Consider the following 18,281-nt stretch of genomic DNA (forward strand, 5'->3'; position numbering starts at 1 on the left):
ACCTCTTCTAGCGCCGCCAGCAGGAATTCCGTGCCAGCCCATGCCTTCCGACATCTCGATCTCCGACGACAGCACCGATATTGAAGCCCGCGAGCGCCGCAGCGGCTGGCGCACGATCCGCAAAGTCGCGCCCTATCTGTGGCCGAAAGGCCAAGCTTGGGTGAAGTACCGGGTTGTCTTGGCGCTGGTCATGCTCGTCGTGGCCAAACTGGTCGCGGTGTTCACACCGTTTCTCTATAAAGCCGCCGTTGATGCGCTGGCCGGAGAGGGGGAAGGCTCCGCCGCGTGGCTTTTGATTTTCGGCGCGGTGGGCGTGACCATCGCCTATGGCGTCGCGCGCGCGGCCAATATCGGCTTCCAACAGCTTCGGGACGCGATTTTTGCCCGGGTAGCGCAACGCGCGCTCCGACAGTTGGCGCTCGAGACCTTCCGCCATATCCACGCGCTGAGCCTGCGCTATCACATCACACGGAAGACGGGCGGCTTGAGTCGGATCATCGAGCGTGGCGTGAAGGGCGTCGAGTTTTTGCTGCGGTTTCTGTTGTTCTCGGTTGGGCCACTGATTTTGGAACTCGCGCTGACCGGCATCATTCTGGCGGTCGTGTTCGACATCAATTATCTGATCGTGCTGTCGGTGACGATTGCGATCTATATCTGGTTCACCTTCAAGGTCACCGAATGGCGGGTGAAAATTCGCAAAGAGATGAATGACCAAGATACGGATGCGAACCAGAAGGCAATCGACAGTCTGCTCAACTTCGAAACCGTCAAGTATTTTGGCGCCGAGAACCGCGAGGCGATGCGCTATGATGGCGCGATGGCGGGCTATGAGACAGCGGCGCTGAAGACGTCTTATTCTCTGGCGGCGTTGAATTTCGGGCAATCGCTGATCATCACCACGGGGTTGGTGATTGTGATGGTGATGGCGGCTTTGGGCGTGCAGGATGGCAGCCTGACCGTGGGCGATTTTGTTATGGTCAACGCCTATATGATTCAGATCACCATGCCGCTGAACTTCCTGGGCACGGTTTATCGCGAAATCCGGCAGAGCCTGGTGGATATGGGCGAGATGTTCGATCTGTTGGAGCAGCCCGCCGAGGTGACGGATCGTGCAGGTGCGCCGGAACTGGATTGCACCGAAGGGAACGTTGTCTTCGAGGATGTGGCCTTTGGCTATGACGCGGCGCGCCCGATTTTGAAAGGTGTCAGTTTCCGCGTGGCCCCAGGCAAGACCGTTGCCTTGGTCGGGCCGTCGGGGTCGGGCAAATCCACCATCGGGCGGCTTCTCTTCCGGTTTTATGATGTGGATGGCGGCGCGATCCGGATCGACGGGCAGGATCTGCGCGAGATCACGCAAGACAGTCTGCATGCGCAGATTGGGGTGGTGCCGCAGGACACGGTGCTGTTCAACGACACCATCCGCTACAACATCGCCTATGGCCGCCCTGAGGCGACATTTGCTGAGATCGAGGCGGCGGCGCGGGCGGCAAAGATTCATGACTTTATTGCCGCACTGCCCGAGGGGTACGAGACCGCGGTGGGCGAACGCGGTTTGAAACTGTCGGGCGGCGAGAAGCAGCGGGTGGGCATTGCCCGGACCTTGCTGAAAGACCCGCCGATCCTGCTTTTGGATGAGGCGACCTCGGCGCTCGATACCGAAACCGAGCGCGATATTCAGGAAGAGTTGCGAATGATGGGGCAGGGGCGGTCCGTCATCACCATTGCGCACCGGCTTTCGACAGTTGTGGACGCCGATCAGATCATCGTGTTGGAGCGGGGGGAAATCGTCGAGGGTGGAACCCATGATGAGTTGGTGGCCCGCGCCGGGCGTTATGCGGCGATGTGGCATCGCCAGATGGCCGAGGAAGAGAACGCCGCTTAAAGCAGGGAGGCGGCGGGCCGCGTCACGCCCCCTTCGGGAGCCCTTCTTGACCGGCGTTGCCACGGAGTTTTGGCTCGGGTCAGTTTATGCTTCTATATCTCGATCGAAGTTGGGGTGTTAGATTGAGGCTCTGATCGTCGGCCCAGATGCGATTGCGGAACTGGTGCGCCGATGGCCGCTCTTAGGCCTGACGATCAGCATATCTTTGCTTGAGCCAGGCCGCCCAGATGGCGAAGCCCAGACCCATCGCGGATGCCATAAGCATCAGGACAAGCAAGGTTTGTGGACCGTTGCTCTCTGAGACGAGATTGCCCGTCGCGGCGGTAAGGAGGGCACCGCCTGCAACGATGAGAGCACCGCTTAGTCCTGCAGCGCTCCCGGCGAGATCAGGACGCACCGACATAGCCCCGGCATTGCTTCCGAGCATTGTAATCCCGTTCCCAAGCCCGACGAAGAGAGTGCTGGCAAAGAAGAGTTCCGTCGAGGTGATCCCCAAAGCGAGCGGCACCAAGCCAGCCACTAGGCCAGAGCACGCAACAACCCGACCCGCAATCATCATGGTTGTCGGCTCAAAGCGCTTCCCTAAGCGACCGGCAAGGAACCCGCCGATCATAAAGCCAACCGTGATTGTCCCGATGTAGACCCCAAGTTCGGCGGTTGTGACATCAAAGCTGGACTGGGCGACGAGGGGTACGCCCGTCAAAAAGATGTAGAATGCGCCGACAGAGAGAGTGCCGCAGAGCGCGTAGGCCCAGAAAAGTGGTTCGCGGATAAGCGTCGTCGTGACAGACACTGGAGGGCCGGTATCCGGTGCTCTTTGTGGCTTCGTCTCTCCAAGATCCAACCAGCAAAGCAATAGCAATCCAAAGCCCCCGACAGCGTAGAAACCAAAGACAGACCGCCACCCAAAGAAGGTGTCCAGAACGCCACCCAGCATGGGAGCGATCATTGGGGCGATTGCCATGACCATCCCGATATATCCGATCAGGCTCACGGCCTCTCGTTCCGTTCTTGTGTCCCGGACTATCGCGAGAGACAGAGCATACCCGCCGATGACGCCACCCTGGAGCATCCGGCAGAGCAGAAAGGTCTCGATGTTCGGGGCAAAGGCGCACCCCACGGACGCAACTGCAAACACAAGCAGAGCCACCAACAGGACCGGTCGCCTGCCAATCCGGTCCGACAAGGGGCCTATGATGAGCTGAATGATAGCAGTCATTGCCAGATATCTAGAGATTGCCCAGCTCACGGTGCCGTAGTCGGTTTCAAGATCGACAGCGATGTTGGCCAGAGAAGGCAAGAACATGTTGAGCGACATGGGTGAGAACCCGGTCAACAGGATCAGTGTATCTAAATGCGGAGGTGTTCTTATGCGGGTCATCTTGGCGTTCTGATCTGTAGAAACAAAAAGCCCCCGAGAATGTCGGGGGCGCATGGAAACGTTCATGGAGAACTTTATCAGACCATGCACCTCTGGTTTACTACGACGACGAGAGTAAAGGTCATGGTCTAACTCCTTTGAAATCGAGCGTAGTCAGCTTGATCCCCAGTGGCAATAAAGAAAGCTGCCGTTCCTGTGAGGTGGCGCGTTATGCATTTTGGGCGCTTCGAAGACAGAGATGCGACGCTGACGAGGTTCTCAATCGTCCAGCAAGAACCGCCTACATGATTGTTCACGAGCCGGAAATTGGACCATGGCTGCAAAGCGAAGACGGCCTCCACCCATGGTCTGTACCGTTTATTCTGCGGCCCGAAGTGGAGGGCGACCCGTTGGGGCGGCGTCCTCTTCGGATGACTCGACCGATGTGTCTGCGGCTTTTGTTTTGGTTGACGCGGCCGGGGCCGCCATTGGACCGTCATCTTGGCCTCCCGCACCGGCGGCTTCTGATGCCGTTTCCCAGAGGATCATCGGATCATATGTGTGGTTTGCGGCGCGGGCCAGAGACCAGTCCTGCGCCCGGCGGCTCATCGTATTCGCGCCCAAACGTCCAAGCGCTCGCCCGCTCCACATCGCGATGGTGCCCGACCAGGCCCTGAGGGCCAGGAGCGACGGTGTGAAGACGAGCGTCAGCACAGTTGCGAGCCCGAGACCAAAGACCACGGCCGTCGCGAGTTGCTTCCACCAGAGCGCTGTTGGGCTATTGATCGTATAGCCGCCAGCACCGAAATCGAGGCTAACGCCAAACATCATCGGCGTTAGACCCGCTATGGTCGTGATCGTGGTCAGCAAAACCGGACGAATCCGGGCCTCTGCCGTCCGTGTGATCGCCTCAAGACGGGGCATGTAACGGGAATACTCCTGATAGGTATCGATCAGAACGATATTGTTGTTCACCACAATCCCGGCCAAGGCGACGATCCCCGTCCCGGTCATGATGATCGAGAAGGTTTGATCCATCACCAACATGCCGATCAGCACGCCAGTCGTCGACAAAACTACGGCAAGCAAAACCAGGACAGCGTTATAGATCGAGTTAAACTGCGCCAGAAGGATGATGAACATCAGGCCAAGCGCCCCTAGAAAGGCCTGCCCAAGGAACGCTTGGCTTTCCTGTTGCTCTTCTTGGTCGCCGGCCCATTCCCAGCTAACGGAGTTGGGGAAGGGGGCCTCTGCTTCGAGCCACTCGGTGATCTCTGCGATCCGCTCGTTCGCGTTTACCGGTGTCACGGAAAGGTCGCTGGCCTCAACCCCGTCAATCACATCGGCAGCGGCCACATCGGCAGAAAGAACGAAAATCCGATACCCTGTCCCGTCGGAGCCTGTCAGCTCCGCGCTCGCGCCCTCCGGCACCGCTTGGATGAGGCCCAAGGTATCGCCATCGGTCGTATCAACACGAGAAAGACCTGTCAGCACATCGGCCTTCACGTCGAAGACCCGGCTTTGGTCGATGCGCTCAATCGTGGCCAGTTGCGGCGTCGGCTCATAGGTGACGAAATTCGACAGCGGGATGAGCCCGTCCGAGGTCCGGACACGGAGTGTGTCGAGGGTCGACAGCACGCGCGCCTCATCAGGGAAGCGCACCCGAATATCGATCTCTTCATCCGAAGTTGGCACACGCATCGTGTCGAGCAGGATGCCGCGGGTGATGAGCTGCACCATTGCGCCGACCGTTGCGACATCGGCACCGTAGCGGCCCGCCGCCTCAACATCGACATTGATCTGCCAATCGATACCGGGGAGCGGCAGGCTGTCTTCCACAAGGGTCAGCCCAGGCAGGTCCTCGAAATACGCCCGGGCGATCCGGGTGGCGTCTTGCAACTCATCCCAGTCATCGCCGGACAGGCGAAGACTGACTGGCTTGCCATCGGCAGGGCCCTGCGCCTGCTCGAAGATTTCAGTTTCGATACCTGGGATCCGGTCCAACTCGACCTGTAATCGATCGAGGATCACGTTGCCGTCTTCCCGGGTGCCCCACGGTTCGAGGTCCATCTGCACCTGACCAATGGTATCGGCAGGGGCGGCGGCGCCGCCAGTGTTGTTGTTCAACCCGCCATCGCCGGAGAAAGCGAAGACATCACGCACACCTTCTGCCTCCAACACGATCTCTTCGACTTGGGCCACAAGCGCGTCCATCTCGCCGACCGACAGGTTGCCGCGCGCTCGAACATAGACGACCGCGTTCTCCGGCTCTGTTTCAACGAAGAACTCCACGCCGTTTCCATTCTCGGCGAAGTACAAAAACACGCTGACGACGAACGCTCCGACCAGGCCGATCATGACCAAGGGCATAAATGGATTGCCGACGATGGCGTGGATGAACGATCCAAAGAGTGTTCGGCGATACCCGGCCTGAACCGGGCGCGGTGCGCGGTTGATCTGTATCGATCCGATGAAGACCGACATCAACGCCGAGGCAAGCACGAACAAGACCGCACCCGGAAGCATTGCGATGAGGGCCGATGTATCGGGATCTTGCTCAATGAGAATGCCCGGATTGATCGTGATCATCGCGGCCATAAACATGCCGTACCCGACCGCGATGGTCACGGCGAGGCGCACGGCATACCAAGGGATCAAAGCGGAAACCAACGCGGTCCCGCGCTCGACAACACGTGTGAATCGCGCCGCCACACCGCCCAGAACCGGCAGGTAGATCAGCGCCACGATCAGAGAGGCCGAGAGCACGAAGATCAGCGTAACCGGTAACATCCCCATGAACTCGCCTGGGACACCGGGCCAGAACAGCATTGGCAGGAAGGCGCACAGCGTCGTCGCGGTGGACGACACGATGGGCCAGAACATCCGCTTGGCCGCATCGGTATAGGCTTGCATCGGGCGCGCGCCGGCATTTAGCCGTTTATCGGCATATTCCACGACCACAATCGCGCCATCGACCAGCACACCCACAGCAAGGATCAAGCCGAACATCACGATATTCGAAATCGCGATCCCCATGATCCCAAGCAGGATAAAGCAGAGCAGGAACGAGGTCGGGATCGCAAATCCGACCAAAAGCGCCGAACGTGTGCCAAGCGCGGCCAGAACCACGATCATCACCAGCGCGATAGCGGTCAGGACCGAACCTTCCAGCTGGCGCACCATGCTACCGACGGTCACGGATTGATCGAGTGTCGCCGAGACCCGCACCGAATCCTGCAGCTCAATCGGCCAGGACGCGCGCACGGCTTCCACCTCCGCGCGGACCAACGCGGCGGTGTCGATGATATTGAAGCCCTGGCGCTTGACCACTTGCAGCGCGACGGTCGTTTCGCCATTGAACCGGGCCGTGCCGGCGCGATCTTCGAAGGTCAAACGAATATCGGCCAACTCGCCAAGCGTGACGACCCGGTCGCCATTCACCGAAATCGGCAGATCATAGACATCCTCGACGCCATCGAAACTCGCCGGTATTTTGACGGAGATCGCCCCCGACTCCGTTTCGACCTCGCCTGCGGCAATCAACTGGTTGTTGTTGACCACGGCATTGATCAGATCGGCGGCGGTGACGTTGTAGGCCTCGAGCGCCAGCGGATCGATGATGACCTCCAGCATCTCTTGCCGATCACCGGCCAAGCCAGCCTCTAGGATCGGCGAGAGCGCTTCCAACCGGTCCTGCATCTCATTGGCCAAGCGCAGCAAGGTCCGTTCGGGCGCGTCCCCCGAAAGCGCCACGATGATGATCGGGAATTCGGAGAAGTTGATCTCAGAGATTTGCCAGTTCTCCGATCCATCGGGGAATTCGCCCTCGGCGCGCCCCATCGCGTCGCGCACATCGGCGATGGTCGCGGACTTGTCCCAGCCAAATTCAAACTCCAAGAAAATCCCGGCAAACCCTTCAGACGCTGTCGCGTTGATCGAGTCCAACCCATCAAGATCCTGGAATTCCGCCTCCATCGGGCGGATCAGCAGCCGCTCGCTGTCTTCCGCCGAAATGCCGGGGAAGGGGACCGAGACGAAGAGGCCCGGAATGTCGATATCCGGTTCGCCCTCTTTCGGAAGGCCAACATAAGCCGCGGTCCCGACGGTCAGGGAGAGGACCACAAAGGCGATCACCATTCGGGCGCGCGAGGCGGCCCAATCGACAAGGCCTGTCATTGGGTGAGCTCCTCATATGTCACCTCGACGGCGACGCCATCGGTGACGAATTCCTGGCCGACGGTGATGACATCCACTTGATCCGGCAGTCCAGTCAACAACACGCCACGTGCCGTGTCGCGTAACATCGTAACCGGCATGAACAGTGCTTCGGTCTCTTCGGTTACAACACGAACGCCGAGCGCACCGGCGTCGTTCAATGTCAGGGCCGAAGACGGCAGCAAATGGGCCGGGATACCGTCGGTCGAAATCAGAATATCTGCGGTTTGACCGTCTCGGATGGCCAGGTCAGCATTGTCGATCTCGATCTCCACACGGAATGTCCGGGTCTGCAGATCGGCGGACCGGGACAGGAAAATCACCTCACCCTGGACTTCCCGTCCACTGGCCAGACGCGCGCCAGCCGGCGCACCGATTTCGACGCGGTCCACCTGGGCTTCGGGCACAAAGCCGACCAGTTTGATCGGATCAAGCTGTATCACCGTGGCGCAAAGCGCGCCGGGTTGCATCAGCGACCCCAACTCGGCCGTATCGCTTTCCAGCAGGCCTTCGAAAGGTGCGCGAATCTGCAGCCGTGAGATTTCTTCGCGGGCTTGATCAACACCTGCCTCCGCCGAGCGGATGCCACTGCGCGCGGCTTCAACACCGGCTTCGGCCGATTGAATGGCAGCAACGGCCGCCGACACGGTGGCGGCCGTGGTTGCCGCGCGGGTTTCCGATGCAAAGCCACTTTCGCTCAACCGAGAGGCCGCATTGTTGTCGATCTCAGCCGCCGTCAACTGCGCCCGGGATTCGGCGAGGCGGGCTTCGGACTCCGGCAAGCGCGATTGCGCCTCGGCGAGCCGCGCTTCGGCTTCGGCCAAGGCGGCGCCGCGCGTGCCCATATCGATCTCGCACATCAATTGCCCGGCCTCGACGAAGGCACCGGCGCGGATTGGTGGCGAGATGATCAACCCCGATGTCTCGGACTGCACATTGACTTGACGAAGCGCCTCCGTCCGTCCGCGCAGGCGCACGGCGTTTTCGGCGATCGCGGATTCGCTGCGCCGGGCCACCACATGCACGACATGAGCGCCCGTTTCATCCGGCGCGATTGCAAGGGTTTCGGCGTCTTCGGCCATGTCGTCGGTCGCGGCATCTTCCGCAGGATCAGCAGAGAAACCGGCTGCAAATTCAACCAATCTATCGCGTTCCAAAATGACCATATAGAGGACCGCGCAGACAATAACTGCGGTCACAATCGGAAATATCTTCATCAAAGCCTCGCTTGCCTGCTGCCGACAGGCGATATCCTGTTCGCGGCGATCTAAAGTGCACTACGCTAAACCGCTCCGTTTAGATTAGTTATTTCCGGGGCTCCGTGCAAGATTGAACGAACCAGTTCAGCAAGGATTGGAAACACTCCTGCCATATGGATGCCAAAGGGCCAGAATGAGGCAATCCGCATGCGCCGCCCCTTGTTCACCCCGGTTGCTTCGCGGTAAGAGGGCACAAGCGGTCAAATCCGCCCCAAAGCGGCAAAAAATGAGGCGTCTTTTATGGCCAATACGGACAGTTTCATCGATGAGGTCAGCGAAGAAGTCCGCCGAGAGCGGCTGTTCCGTATTCTCAAAAAATGGGGCTGGGTCGCCGCCCTGGCGATTTTGATTTTGGTCGGCGGTGCCGCTTGGAATGAATACCAAAACGCCCAAGACACGCAGCAGGCGGAAGCCTTTGGCGATACGCTTCTGACAGCCTTTGACAATGATGATGCCGATGCGCGCCTCGCCGCGCTGGCCGAGGTGCCTGCGGAGACGCCGGAGGCGGAAATCGTGTTGGCCCTGTTGCAGGCGGGTGAAGAAGCAGGCGAGGGGGCTGAAGCGGCGGCGGCCCGGCTTCGCGCCTTCGCGGGCAATACCGGTCTTGCCCGGCGTTATCGGGATTTGGCGCTGTTGAAAGCGCAAATGCTGTCGCCGGAGGAACCGAGCATGGCCATGGCCACAATGGATCGGTTGGCACAGCCCGGTGCGCCCTATCGCGCCCTGGCGATGGAGCAGCAGGCCTATATCCGGTTCTCCGAAGGAGATGTCGAGGCGGGGATCGATCTCTTGCGGCAGGCGCAAGACGACCCGCAAGCCACGCTAGGCTTGCAACAACGCGCGATGCAGTTGATTGTGGCGCTGGAAGCAGGTGCCGTGTTGGCCGACCCGAGTGATGCCGTCGAAACGGCACCGGTCGAGGATGACAGCGCGCCAGCGATGGAAGAGGATACAAGCCCGTCGGATAATGAAAACGGCTCCGACGATGCGGTCGAAGATGCGGCCAGCCAGTGATCGGCAGAGACGACGGGTAAGAGGGGCAGACGGCAAGATGAGCACAGTCCGGATCGGAATTTTGGGGATCGGCCTGGTTACGGCGCTTGCGGCCTGTGACCGGGAAGTGGTTTTGGAAGGTGAGCGTTTCGGGACGCGGGAGCCGTTATCGGCCAGCTTGCCGGTGGAGGAGGGGGCCGAGGTCGAGACAGCGGCGTCTGACGAAATCGACGCGGCGCGGCCAATTACCCTTGCCGCCGTTGAAACAAATGCCGATTGGCCTCAACGCGGCGCGAATGTTCAGAATTTGCCGCCGCATGCCGCGCTTGCCTCAACGCCGGTCGAACTCTGGGCGACAAATATCGGCACAGGCAACAGTCGCCGGGCGCGGATAACGGCCGATCCGGTTGTCGCGGATGGCCGGATTTTCACACTGGATGCGCAGGCTGGCCTGCAGGCGACCTCCACCAGCGGCGCGCCGCTTTGGTCGGTCAATCTGACACCAGGGTTTGATCGCGGCGGCAATGTATCTGGCGGGGGCTTGGCGGTCGCGGGCGATACAGTCTATGCGACCACGGCCTATGGCGAACTGGTTGCGCTGAACGTTGCCGATGGCGCGGTGCAGTGGCGGCAGCGTCTTGGCGCGGGGATCACCACGCCAACAATTGATAACAACACGGCCTATATCGTGAGCCGCGACAGCCAGGCCTGGGCGATCAATACCGAGAATGGGCGCATCCGCTGGCAATTGCCCGCGGCACCAACCGGGGCGGTTTTGACAGGCGGTGCCGCCCCCGCGATCACCGACCGTTTGGTTGTGTTCCCGTTTGGCTCTGGTGAGTTGGTCGCCACCCTTCGGCTGTCCGGTGTGCGGGTCTGGGGAACGACTGTTGCAGGGTCTCGGCGCGGCGTGGCCTATAACAACCTGAACGACATCACCGGTGATCCGGTGGTCCAGGGCGATGTCATCTATGCCGGCAATCAGTCGGGCCGGGTTGTTGCCCTCGAAGCTGCTTCGGGGAACCGGATTTGGACCGCAACCGATGGCGCCTATTCACCGGTTATGCCAGCCGGCGACAGCATTTTCTTCGTGTCCGATCGAAACGAACTGGTACGGGTCGATGCCGAGACCGGAGAGCGGATCTGGGGCGTCGAACTGCCGCTTTATGTGCGGGAGCGTGAACGGCGGCGGAAGGCCGTGTTCACCCATTTCGGACCGGTGCTGGCCGGCGGGCAATTGGTTGTGGCGTCGGGTGACGGGATGATCAGGATGTTCTCGCCCGAGACAGGGGACTTGCTGTCAACCTTGCCGCTCCGTGGCGGGGCGGCAGCCAATCCGGTGGTCGCCGGCGGCACGCTTTATGTTGTCAGTGAAGACGGGCGGCTGCACGCCTATCGCTGATCTTCGGATTTGTGCGGGAGACGGGCGGCGCGGCGTCTCACGCCCCCCGCTATACGCGGAACCTTCGACCGCCGCGCATTGCCACGGGTCTGCAGACCGGGCCGTACCCCAGACAAAATGATAGATGCGCGCCGCTGTCGTCGGAGACGTTTTTCGCTAATATTAATATCCTCGCGCGGCGTTAACCTTTTGGTAACTTGTTTCGCACAAAGGTTCTTTTGCAGGGGTGCTCCAGCCCCGCAACATGAAAATCCCTTTGCCTGCTTCGTCCCCCAGGGCCGTGGGCAAAGGGTATCTTCGCTTTATCTATTCCCACTCAATAGTGCCCGGCGGCTTTGACGTGATGTCATAGGTCACCCGATTGATGCCGGAGACTTCATTGATGATCCGGGTCGCGGTCTCGCCCAGAAACTCATGGCTGAACGGGTAATAGTCCGCTGTCATGCCATCAACCGAGGTCACCGCGCGAAGGGCGCAGGCGTAATCATAGGTCCGCCCGTCGCCCATCACACCCACAGTTCGGACGGGTAAGATCGCGACAAAGGCCTGCCAAATCTCGTCATAGAGGCCGTGGCGGCGGATTTGATCGATATAGACCGCATCGGCCTTCCGCAGGATATCGAGCTTCGCCCGGGTGATCTCTCCGGGGCAGCGGATCGCGAGACCGGGGCCAGGGAAGGGGTGACGCCCAATGAAGCTGGCGGGCAGGCCCAACTCATGCCCCAAAGCGCGCACCTCATCCTTGAACAGCTCGCGCAAGGGCTCGACCAGTTTCAGGCCCATCTTTTCGGGCAGGCCACCGACATTGTGGTGCGATTTGATCGTCACCGAGGGGCCGCCGGAGAAGCTCACCGACTCGATCACATCCGGGTATAGTGTGCCCTGGGCCAGAAATTCCGCGCCCTCGATCTGATCGGCGTATTTCTGGAACACATCGATGAAGAGGCCGCCGATGATCTTGCGCTTGGTCTCCGGGTCGCTCACGCCGTCGAGTTTGTCCAGGAACAGCGCGCTTTCATCCGCATGGATCAGCGGCAGGTTGTAGTGATCGCGGAACATGCCCACGACCTCCTCGGCCTCGTTCTGGCGCAACAGCCCATGATCGACAAAGACACAGGTGAGTTGATCGCCAATTGCTTCATGGATCAACACGGCGGCAACGCTGGAATCGACCCCGCCCGACAGCGCGCAGATGACCTGTTTGTCGCCCACCTGATCCCGGATTTTGCGGATCGCTTCCTCGCGATAGGCGCCCATGGTCCAGTCGCCGGAGAACCCGGCCAGCTTGACGAAATTCTCATACAGCGTTTTGCCATTGGGCGTGTGATGCACCTCGGGGTGGAACTGCACGGCAAAGAAATTGCGCGAGAGATCGGCGGTGATCGCATAAGGCGCATTGGGCGAGGTGCCATAAACCTCAAAGCCGGGCGCGATGGCGGAGACATGGTCGCCATGGCTCATCCAAACCTGTTCCTTGGCATCCAGGAACCAGCCATTGAGCAGATCAATGCGCTCCGCCTCAGGCGTCACATAGGCGCGCCCGAACTCGGCCGTGCCATGGCCGCGTTCGACTTTGCCGCCGAGCATCTGCATCATGACCTGTTGACCATAACAAATGCCGAGGATGGGCACGCCCATCTCAAACACCGCTTCGGGTGGGCGCGGCGAGCCTTCATCGATCACACTGCAGGGGCCACCGGAGAGGATCACGGCTTTCGGCGCGAAGGCGTCTAGAAAGGCGTCCGTCACAGCTTGAAACGGGTGGATCTCGCAATAGACATTCAGCTCACGCAGACGGCGGGCGATGAGTTGCGTGACTTGGCTGCCGAAATCGATAATCAGCAGACGCTCATGATGGCGGGATTGGGGTGTGCTGCTCATAGGATCGCAATAGGCAAGCCACGTCACTTCCGCAAGACGTCAAAGCAGCGACAGAAGGCCGTCAGGGAAAAGCTCTGCACGCTCGGAGCGGAATTCATCCAACGGGCGCCACGCTGCACGGACGCGCGCGCCACTATCTTCCAGGATAAAGCTTTCGGCTTCCGCGAGGCCCGGTGTCGTCAACTCAGATTCGATGACAAAGACGATCTCATGACCGCGATCACCCTGATGCGCGAAAAGGTTTTGCATGACGGCGATCTGTCGGATCGGTTTGATCTGAGCCTGAAGTTCCTCAGCAAATTCGCGCACCAACGCAGCTTCTGCTGTCTCGCCAAACTCTATGCCACCGCCAAGCGGACGCCAGCCCTTGATGTGCCCATTGTCGTCGGTGACGGCCGCAACCAGAATACGGTCATCGCGCCAGACAACACCTATCGCCACGGCGCGGATGACGGGACGAGGCCGCCAGATATGGGTGAGTTCGGACATGAGCCGGACAAAATACCGAATGCGGACCGACCACAAGGCGTCGGTGATGTCGCTTTCTCCCCGCAATCGCCGCAATCCGGCTGTGCCGCACAAGACCGGCGCGATAAACCTGACACCAAGCAGATTTTCGGGGAGAGAACCGATGGCCGAAGCACGGCGCAGAACACGGGGTGGCGGCGGGGCCGCGCGGCGGGCCGAACGGACGGCGGTTCGGATCGAGGCGGCGCGCTATATCGAACGGAATATCCCCGATCTCGAGGTGCTCAGCGAGGAAGCGCTCGAAATCATCGAAGCCAATGCCGAAACCGTCTTGGAAGAGATCGGCGTCGCCTTTGTTGAGAACCCCGGCGCGTTGGAGCGCTGGCGCGCGGCGGGCGCGACCGTTGACGGCGAACGGGTGCGCATCCCCAAGGGTCTTGCCCGCAAGCTTTGCGCCACCGCGCCGTCGCAATTCACGCAGATCGCGCGGAACCCAGATCGAAATGTCGAGATTGGTGGTCGGAATCTGGTCTTGGCCCCGGTCTATGGCCCGCCCTTTGTCCGCGATAGCGCGGGCGGGCGGCGCTACGCAACCATGGCGGATTTCGAGAAATTCGTGAAGCTCGGCTATATGTCGAAATGGCTGCACCACTCTGGCGGTACCGTTTGCGAGCCGACAGATGTGCCCGTGAACAAGCGCCATCTCGATATGCTCTATGCCCATATGTCGCTGAGCGACAAACCGTTCATGGGTTCGGTGACCGACCCAGACCGGGCGCGGGACTCGGTTGAAATGTGCCGCATACTCTTCGGTGCGGATGTCGTTGAGCAGAACGCGGTGATGACCTCGCTGATCAACATCAACTCGCCACTGACCTTTGACAATGTGATGATGGGCGCGCTTGAGGAATATGCCGCCGCCGGACAGGCTTGCATCATCTCGCCCTTCATCGTCGGCGGCGCCATGGCGCCCGTCAGCGTGATGGGGACGCTGACGCAAGTCTTGGCCGAGGTGCTGGCCGGCGTGGCCTATAGCCAATTGATCCGGCCCGGCGCACCGGCAATCTTTGGCGCTTTTGTGACCTCAATCGACATGAATTCCGGGGCCCCGACTTTCGGGACACCGGAGGCCAGCCAGATCACCTATGGGGCCGGCCAACTGGCTCGGCGGCTCGGGTTGCCCTATCGTTCGGCAGGCTCATTCAACGGTTCGAAATTACCCGATGCGCAGGCGGCTTATGAAACGGCCAATTCCTTGAATGCCGGACTTCTTTCCGGTGTGAACTTCATGCTCCATTCCTGCGGCTGGCTCGAAGGGGGGTTGGTTTCGAGTTTCGAGAAGTTTGTGATGGATGCCGATCAACTGGGCGTGTTGCACAAGCTGGCGGCGGGTGTCGATACATCGGTCGATGCGCAAGCGATGGATGCGATCCGTGAAGTGGGGCCGGGTGGGCATTACCTTGGCTGCGCGCACACCCAGGCCCATTTCAAAGACTCGTTTTGGCGCAGCGATCTTTTGGATTACAAACCGTTCGAAACTTGGGCGGATGAAGGGGAGCGCGACACAATGCAATTGGCCGCGCTCCGGGTTGAGAAACTCTTGGCCGAGTACCAGCAGCCGATGTTGGACCCGGTCGTTGATGAGGCGCTGAAAGCCTATATCGCGAAGCGCAAAGACGAGATGCCGGACGCCTTCGTCTAGGTGCTACCTAGGCTAAGTCGGCGCAGCCGCGAGATGTCGTGTTGGCGTGGCGGCGCTTACAAGCGCCGTCAAAACCTCCACGTGGCGGGTTGGAGAATATCCGGCCTCCCCGGTGATCCGCGCGGTGTTCAACGCCTCTTCTTCTTCCAGCGGACGGTTCAGGGACGGTTGATGTGATCCGTCGGCTTTGCGGCTCCTCCCGGCCATCACCGCGGCACCGAATCTTGCCGCGCGCACCAGGAGCGGCGGACGACGCATCATCGACAAAGTGGCAGCTAGTTCGGTCATCAGACCCTCCATCCCTTATGATCGTGAGAGGGAGATTTTGTCTTGGCCTGGTCGTGTGTTGCGGATTTTTTGAAGCTGCGCACGGTCCGTCAAATATGTTTACAATTTGAAAACAATTCACAGCTTTTCCACAGATTTTAACGCTTCCGTAATCAATAAAGCCAAGGTTTGGCGCTGTTATCCACAGCTTGCAAACCGGAGGGCGCCTCCTCGTGACCTCTCAGAAAGACCACATCAGTGACCTCCGTCTGCCGTCTTGGCTGCCACCAGGACCGGAGCACTATTTGCGCCATGTTGCGCTTGGCCAATCCATGCGCGGGATCGCCCGGGCCCATAATGCGCATCCGTCCACGATCTTGCGCCGGATCCGACACATGGAGACGGCCCGCGACGATCCGCTGACAGCCCTCTCGGCGACATCTCGAACCAGTACCGATTTGACTGACTTGCCCAAGGAGCCTTCACATATGACAGCCCCCTACCGGTCCCCTCTGGTATCCGATGAACCGACCATCAACCGGGAGGCGCGCCGGATCTTGCGCCGCTTATGCGAGAAGGATGCCGTTTTGGTCGTTGCGCAAGATATGGACAAGGCCGTTGTCTTGCGCACGGGGCATGACGGCACTCAGACCCGGACCGCCGTGGTTGAGCGCACCGTTGCGCAGGCCTTTGCATTAAAGGATTGGATTTCGACGACGCGCCGCGGTCGGGTCAGCACCTATCAGATCACTGCGATGGGGAAGTCCGCCCTGAAACGTCTGATCGATGAAGATCGCCGCCGTCGCCATGCGGGGATGGAATTGGCCGAAGCCGCGACGCCCTTTCGGGCGCAGCATCAGGTCTGGGGAGAGCGGACTGTTCGTGAGGGTGGCGCGTCTCGAAAACTCCGCGTCAACCTAGCGGAATCGCCGTTGGCCGGGGTGGCACGGCGCAAGGGGGCGGACGGGAAACCATTCTTGACGATGGATTTGGTTCAAGCCGGGGAAAAGCTTCGCGAAGATTTTGAGCGGGCGCAGATGGGCCCACGTGTTGCACAGAATTGGGACCGGTTTTTGACCGGCGGCGACCGTGGCGGGTTCTTGTCCGATAGCGGTTTGGCCGAAGGGCCACGCGCGGCCCGGCAACGCGTTTCGGATGCGATGGACGAGCTGGGGCCTGGGTTGTCCGATGTGGTGATGCGGGTCTGCTGCTTCCTGGAGGGATTGGAATCGGCTGAAAAGCGGCTTGGCTGGTCGGCGCGTTCCGGGAAGATCGTCTTGAAAATTGGCCTTCAACGTCTTTTGCAGCATTATGAGCGCCGATATGGATTCGTTCCAGCCTGCCGCGACTGACGACACAGCGATAAACGCCTCTTCGACCGAATTGCCCGGTGAATTCATCCTGTCCGTGTGTAGGTCAAGACCTGCCCACAGGCAGGGTGGTTACGCAGGTTTCGCAAACTCGGAGGACAAACATGTTTTCTAGCATTTTTGCGGAAATTCTAATCTGCAAGTAAATGACATCTCAATTGAATCGCCTTATGGTTGTATTGCGCGGTGGTGTGTGTCTGCCGGCGGATGATTAACCAGCACCGTTTTTGAGGGAAGCCCCCGACGACCTGTTTTGCACCACGTCGCCAGCTAAAATCCCTCCTAGACGTTCGGTCGTCGGGGACCAGCGCCCGCCGAGAGGTGGCGCTGAACAGATTTGCGGCAACGACCATGTACGATTTCTTTCGGATTTGACCGCAAACAAACCCGTCAATCCTCATGAAGCAGCTTCTGCCACGTCAGCTTTGCGTCTGATGCAGGCCGCCTGTGCCAGATTGACAGGTTACATTGTGGCCTATCGGGGTTATTTAACGTTAAACCATTCCGTGACGGAGACCCCGATGCGCGACCTGAAAATCCCTGAGCAGCGCCATCCCGAGAAGGCGCGGCGCCCCGATAACCCGCAACCGAAGAAGCCGAATTGGATTCGGGTGAAGGCCCCGGTGGGCGAGGGATATAAGCAAACCCATAAGATCATGCGCGAGCATAAGCTGACCACGGTCTGCGAAGAGGCGGGCTGTCCAAATGTTGGCGAATGCTGGTCGCAAGGCCACGCGACGATGATGATCATGGGCGAGGTCTGCACCCGGGCTTGCACCTTCTGCAACATCGCCACGGGCAAGCCGCCGGAAGACTTGGATGTGTTTGAGCCGGGCCGGGTTGCCGACGCGGTCAAGAAGCTCGGGCTGAACCATGTTGTCATCACCTCGGTCGATCGCGACGATATCGAAGATGGCGGGGCGGAGCATTTCGCCCAAACGATCCGCGCCATTCGTCGCCAGGCACCCGGCACCACGATCGAGATTCTGACGCCGGACTTCCTGCGCTGTGATCCTGCGGTGCTTGAGGTGGTCGTGGCCGCCAAGCCGGATGTGTTCAACCACAACCTGGAAACCGTGCCTGGTCTCTATCCGGAGGTCCGGCCCGGCGCGCGCTATTTCCACTCGCTGCGGCTGTTGCAGCGGGTCAAGGAACTCGATCCGTCGATGTTCACCAAATCCGGCATCATGGTTGGCTTGGGCGAAGACAAACAGGCCGTGATGCAGGTGATGGAAGATATGCGCGCGGCGGATATCGATTTTCTGACCATTGGGCAGTATCTGCAGCCGACGCCGAAACACCACGCGGTGGACCGCTTTGTGACGCCGGAAGAGTTCAAAGCCTATGAGAAAGCCGCTTATGGCAAAGGCTTCTTGATGGTCTCGGCCACGCCGCTCACCCGGTCATCCTACCATGCGGGTGATGATTTCGCGCAATTGCGCGCGGCGCGCGAGGCGGCTTTGGCGAAAGCTTAGGTGGCTC

The 18,281-nt window shown here is 60.1% G+C and carries 12 protein-coding genes; 6 read left to right on the top strand and 6 right to left on the bottom strand.

The window, feature by feature from the left end; translation table 11 throughout:
* The first annotated feature begins 40 nt into the window (after positions 1-40).
* On the top strand, positions 41-1,882 hold the full coding sequence (locus tag GTF44_RS09255; protein WP_171560739.1) for an ABC transporter ATP-binding protein/permease: 1,842 nt from the start codon (positions 41-43) through the stop codon (positions 1,880-1,882).
* 181 nt (positions 1,883-2,063) lie between these two features.
* Here the strand turns inward: GTF44_RS09255 and GTF44_RS09260 are convergent, their stop codons facing one another.
* From GTF44_RS09260 to GTF44_RS09270, 3 genes are all read right to left on the bottom strand, one after another.
* A complete protein-coding gene (locus tag GTF44_RS09260) occupies positions 2,064-3,263 on the bottom strand; it encodes a multidrug effflux MFS transporter (protein ID WP_171560737.1) in 1,200 nt (399 codons plus the stop codon).
* 357 nt (positions 3,264-3,620) lie between these two features.
* Positions 3,621-7,418 carry an efflux RND transporter permease subunit gene (locus GTF44_RS09265; RefSeq protein ID WP_171560736.1) on the bottom strand — a complete coding sequence of 1,266 codons (3,798 nt, stop codon included), beginning with the start codon at positions 7,416-7,418 and terminating at the stop codon, positions 3,621-3,623.
* The gene (locus GTF44_RS09270; protein ID WP_171560734.1) at positions 7,415-8,674 is read right to left on the bottom strand and encodes an efflux RND transporter periplasmic adaptor subunit; all 1,260 of its coding nucleotides are present in this window, start codon (positions 8,672-8,674) and stop codon (positions 7,415-7,417) included. Before GTF44_RS09270 ends, GTF44_RS09265 begins: the two co-directional genes overlap by 4 nt.
* A 282-nt stretch (positions 8,675-8,956) precedes the next feature.
* Here GTF44_RS09270 and GTF44_RS09275 point away from each other — a divergent pair, with 282 nt between their 5' ends.
* Both GTF44_RS09275 and GTF44_RS09280 read left to right on the top strand, forming a co-directional pair.
* Positions 8,957-9,730: a hypothetical protein gene (locus GTF44_RS09275; RefSeq protein WP_171560732.1), complete on the top strand. Its 774-nt coding sequence runs from the start codon at positions 8,957-8,959 to the stop codon at positions 9,728-9,730.
* A gap of 37 nt (positions 9,731-9,767) precedes the next feature.
* Complete coding sequence (locus tag GTF44_RS09280) at positions 9,768-11,111, top strand: PQQ-like beta-propeller repeat protein (RefSeq protein ID WP_171560729.1); 1,344 nt, start codon at positions 9,768-9,770, stop codon at positions 11,109-11,111.
* 306 nt (positions 11,112-11,417) lie between these two features.
* Here the strand turns inward: GTF44_RS09280 and guaA are convergent, their stop codons facing one another.
* On the bottom strand, positions 11,418-12,992 hold the full coding sequence (guaA, locus tag GTF44_RS09285; protein WP_171560727.1) for a glutamine-hydrolyzing GMP synthase: 1,575 nt from the start codon (positions 12,990-12,992) through the stop codon (positions 11,418-11,420).
* A gap of 39 nt (positions 12,993-13,031) precedes the next feature.
* Positions 13,032-13,547, bottom strand: a complete 516-nt coding sequence (locus GTF44_RS09290) for an NUDIX hydrolase (protein WP_171560724.1) — start codon at positions 13,545-13,547, stop codon at positions 13,032-13,034.
* Positions 13,548-13,623: 76 nt separating this feature from the next.
* On the opposite strand from GTF44_RS09290, the gene GTF44_RS09295 reads away from it, so the two are divergent.
* Positions 13,624-15,162, top strand: a complete 1,539-nt coding sequence (locus tag GTF44_RS09295; RefSeq protein ID WP_171560722.1) for a trimethylamine methyltransferase family protein — start codon at positions 13,624-13,626, stop codon at positions 15,160-15,162.
* A 12-nt stretch (positions 15,163-15,174) separates the two neighbouring features.
* Here GTF44_RS09295 and GTF44_RS09300 read toward each other — a convergent pair whose 3' ends face one another.
* The gene (locus GTF44_RS09300) at positions 15,175-15,450 is read right to left on the bottom strand and encodes a DUF6477 family protein (RefSeq protein ID WP_171560721.1); all 276 of its coding nucleotides are present in this window, start codon (positions 15,448-15,450) and stop codon (positions 15,175-15,177) included.
* 467 nt (positions 15,451-15,917) lie between these two features.
* Between GTF44_RS09300 and GTF44_RS09305 the strand changes: the two genes are divergently transcribed.
* Both GTF44_RS09305 and lipA read left to right on the top strand, forming a co-directional pair.
* Positions 15,918-16,781 carry a DUF6456 domain-containing protein gene (locus GTF44_RS09305; protein WP_367383395.1) on the top strand — a complete coding sequence of 288 codons (864 nt, stop codon included), beginning with the start codon at positions 15,918-15,920 and terminating at the stop codon, positions 16,779-16,781.
* Between the two features lie 539 nt (positions 16,782-17,320).
* A complete protein-coding gene (gene lipA / locus GTF44_RS09310; RefSeq protein ID WP_145217108.1) occupies positions 17,321-18,274 on the top strand; it encodes a lipoyl synthase in 954 nt (317 codons plus the stop codon).
* The last annotated feature ends 7 nt before the right edge of the window (positions 18,275-18,281 follow it).

The sequence above is a fragment of the Roseobacter sp. HKCCD6576-2 genome (assembly GCF_013179285.1).
GTDB lineage: Bacteria > Pseudomonadota > Alphaproteobacteria > Rhodobacterales > Rhodobacteraceae > Rhodophyticola > Rhodophyticola oceani.

Coding starts and splice junctions, on each gene's coding strand:
- GTF44_RS09295 (WP_171560722.1), top strand. CDS start 13,624: ATGGCCGAAGCACGGCGCAGAACACGGGGTGGCGGCGGGGCCGCGCGG.
- guaA (WP_171560727.1), bottom strand. CDS start 12,992: ATGAGCAGCACACCCCAATCCCGCCATCATGAGCGTCTGCTGATTATC.
- GTF44_RS09275 (WP_171560732.1), top strand. CDS start 8,957: ATGGCCAATACGGACAGTTTCATCGATGAGGTCAGCGAAGAAGTCCGC.
- GTF44_RS09270 (WP_171560734.1), bottom strand. CDS start 8,674: ATGAAGATATTTCCGATTGTGACCGCAGTTATTGTCTGCGCGGTCCTC.
- GTF44_RS09260 (WP_171560737.1), bottom strand. CDS start 3,263: ATGACCCGCATAAGAACACCTCCGCATTTAGATACACTGATCCTGTTG.
- GTF44_RS09305 (WP_367383395.1), top strand. CDS start 15,918: ATGACAGCCCCCTACCGGTCCCCTCTGGTATCCGATGAACCGACCATC.
- GTF44_RS09280 (WP_171560729.1), top strand. CDS start 9,768: ATGAGCACAGTCCGGATCGGAATTTTGGGGATCGGCCTGGTTACGGCG.
- GTF44_RS09300 (WP_171560721.1), bottom strand. CDS start 15,450: ATGACCGAACTAGCTGCCACTTTGTCGATGATGCGTCGTCCGCCGCTC.
- lipA (WP_145217108.1), top strand. CDS start 17,321: ATGCGCGACCTGAAAATCCCTGAGCAGCGCCATCCCGAGAAGGCGCGG.
- GTF44_RS09255 (WP_171560739.1), top strand. CDS start 41: ATGCCTTCCGACATCTCGATCTCCGACGACAGCACCGATATTGAAGCC.
- GTF44_RS09265 (WP_171560736.1), bottom strand. CDS start 7,418: ATGACAGGCCTTGTCGATTGGGCCGCCTCGCGCGCCCGAATGGTGATC.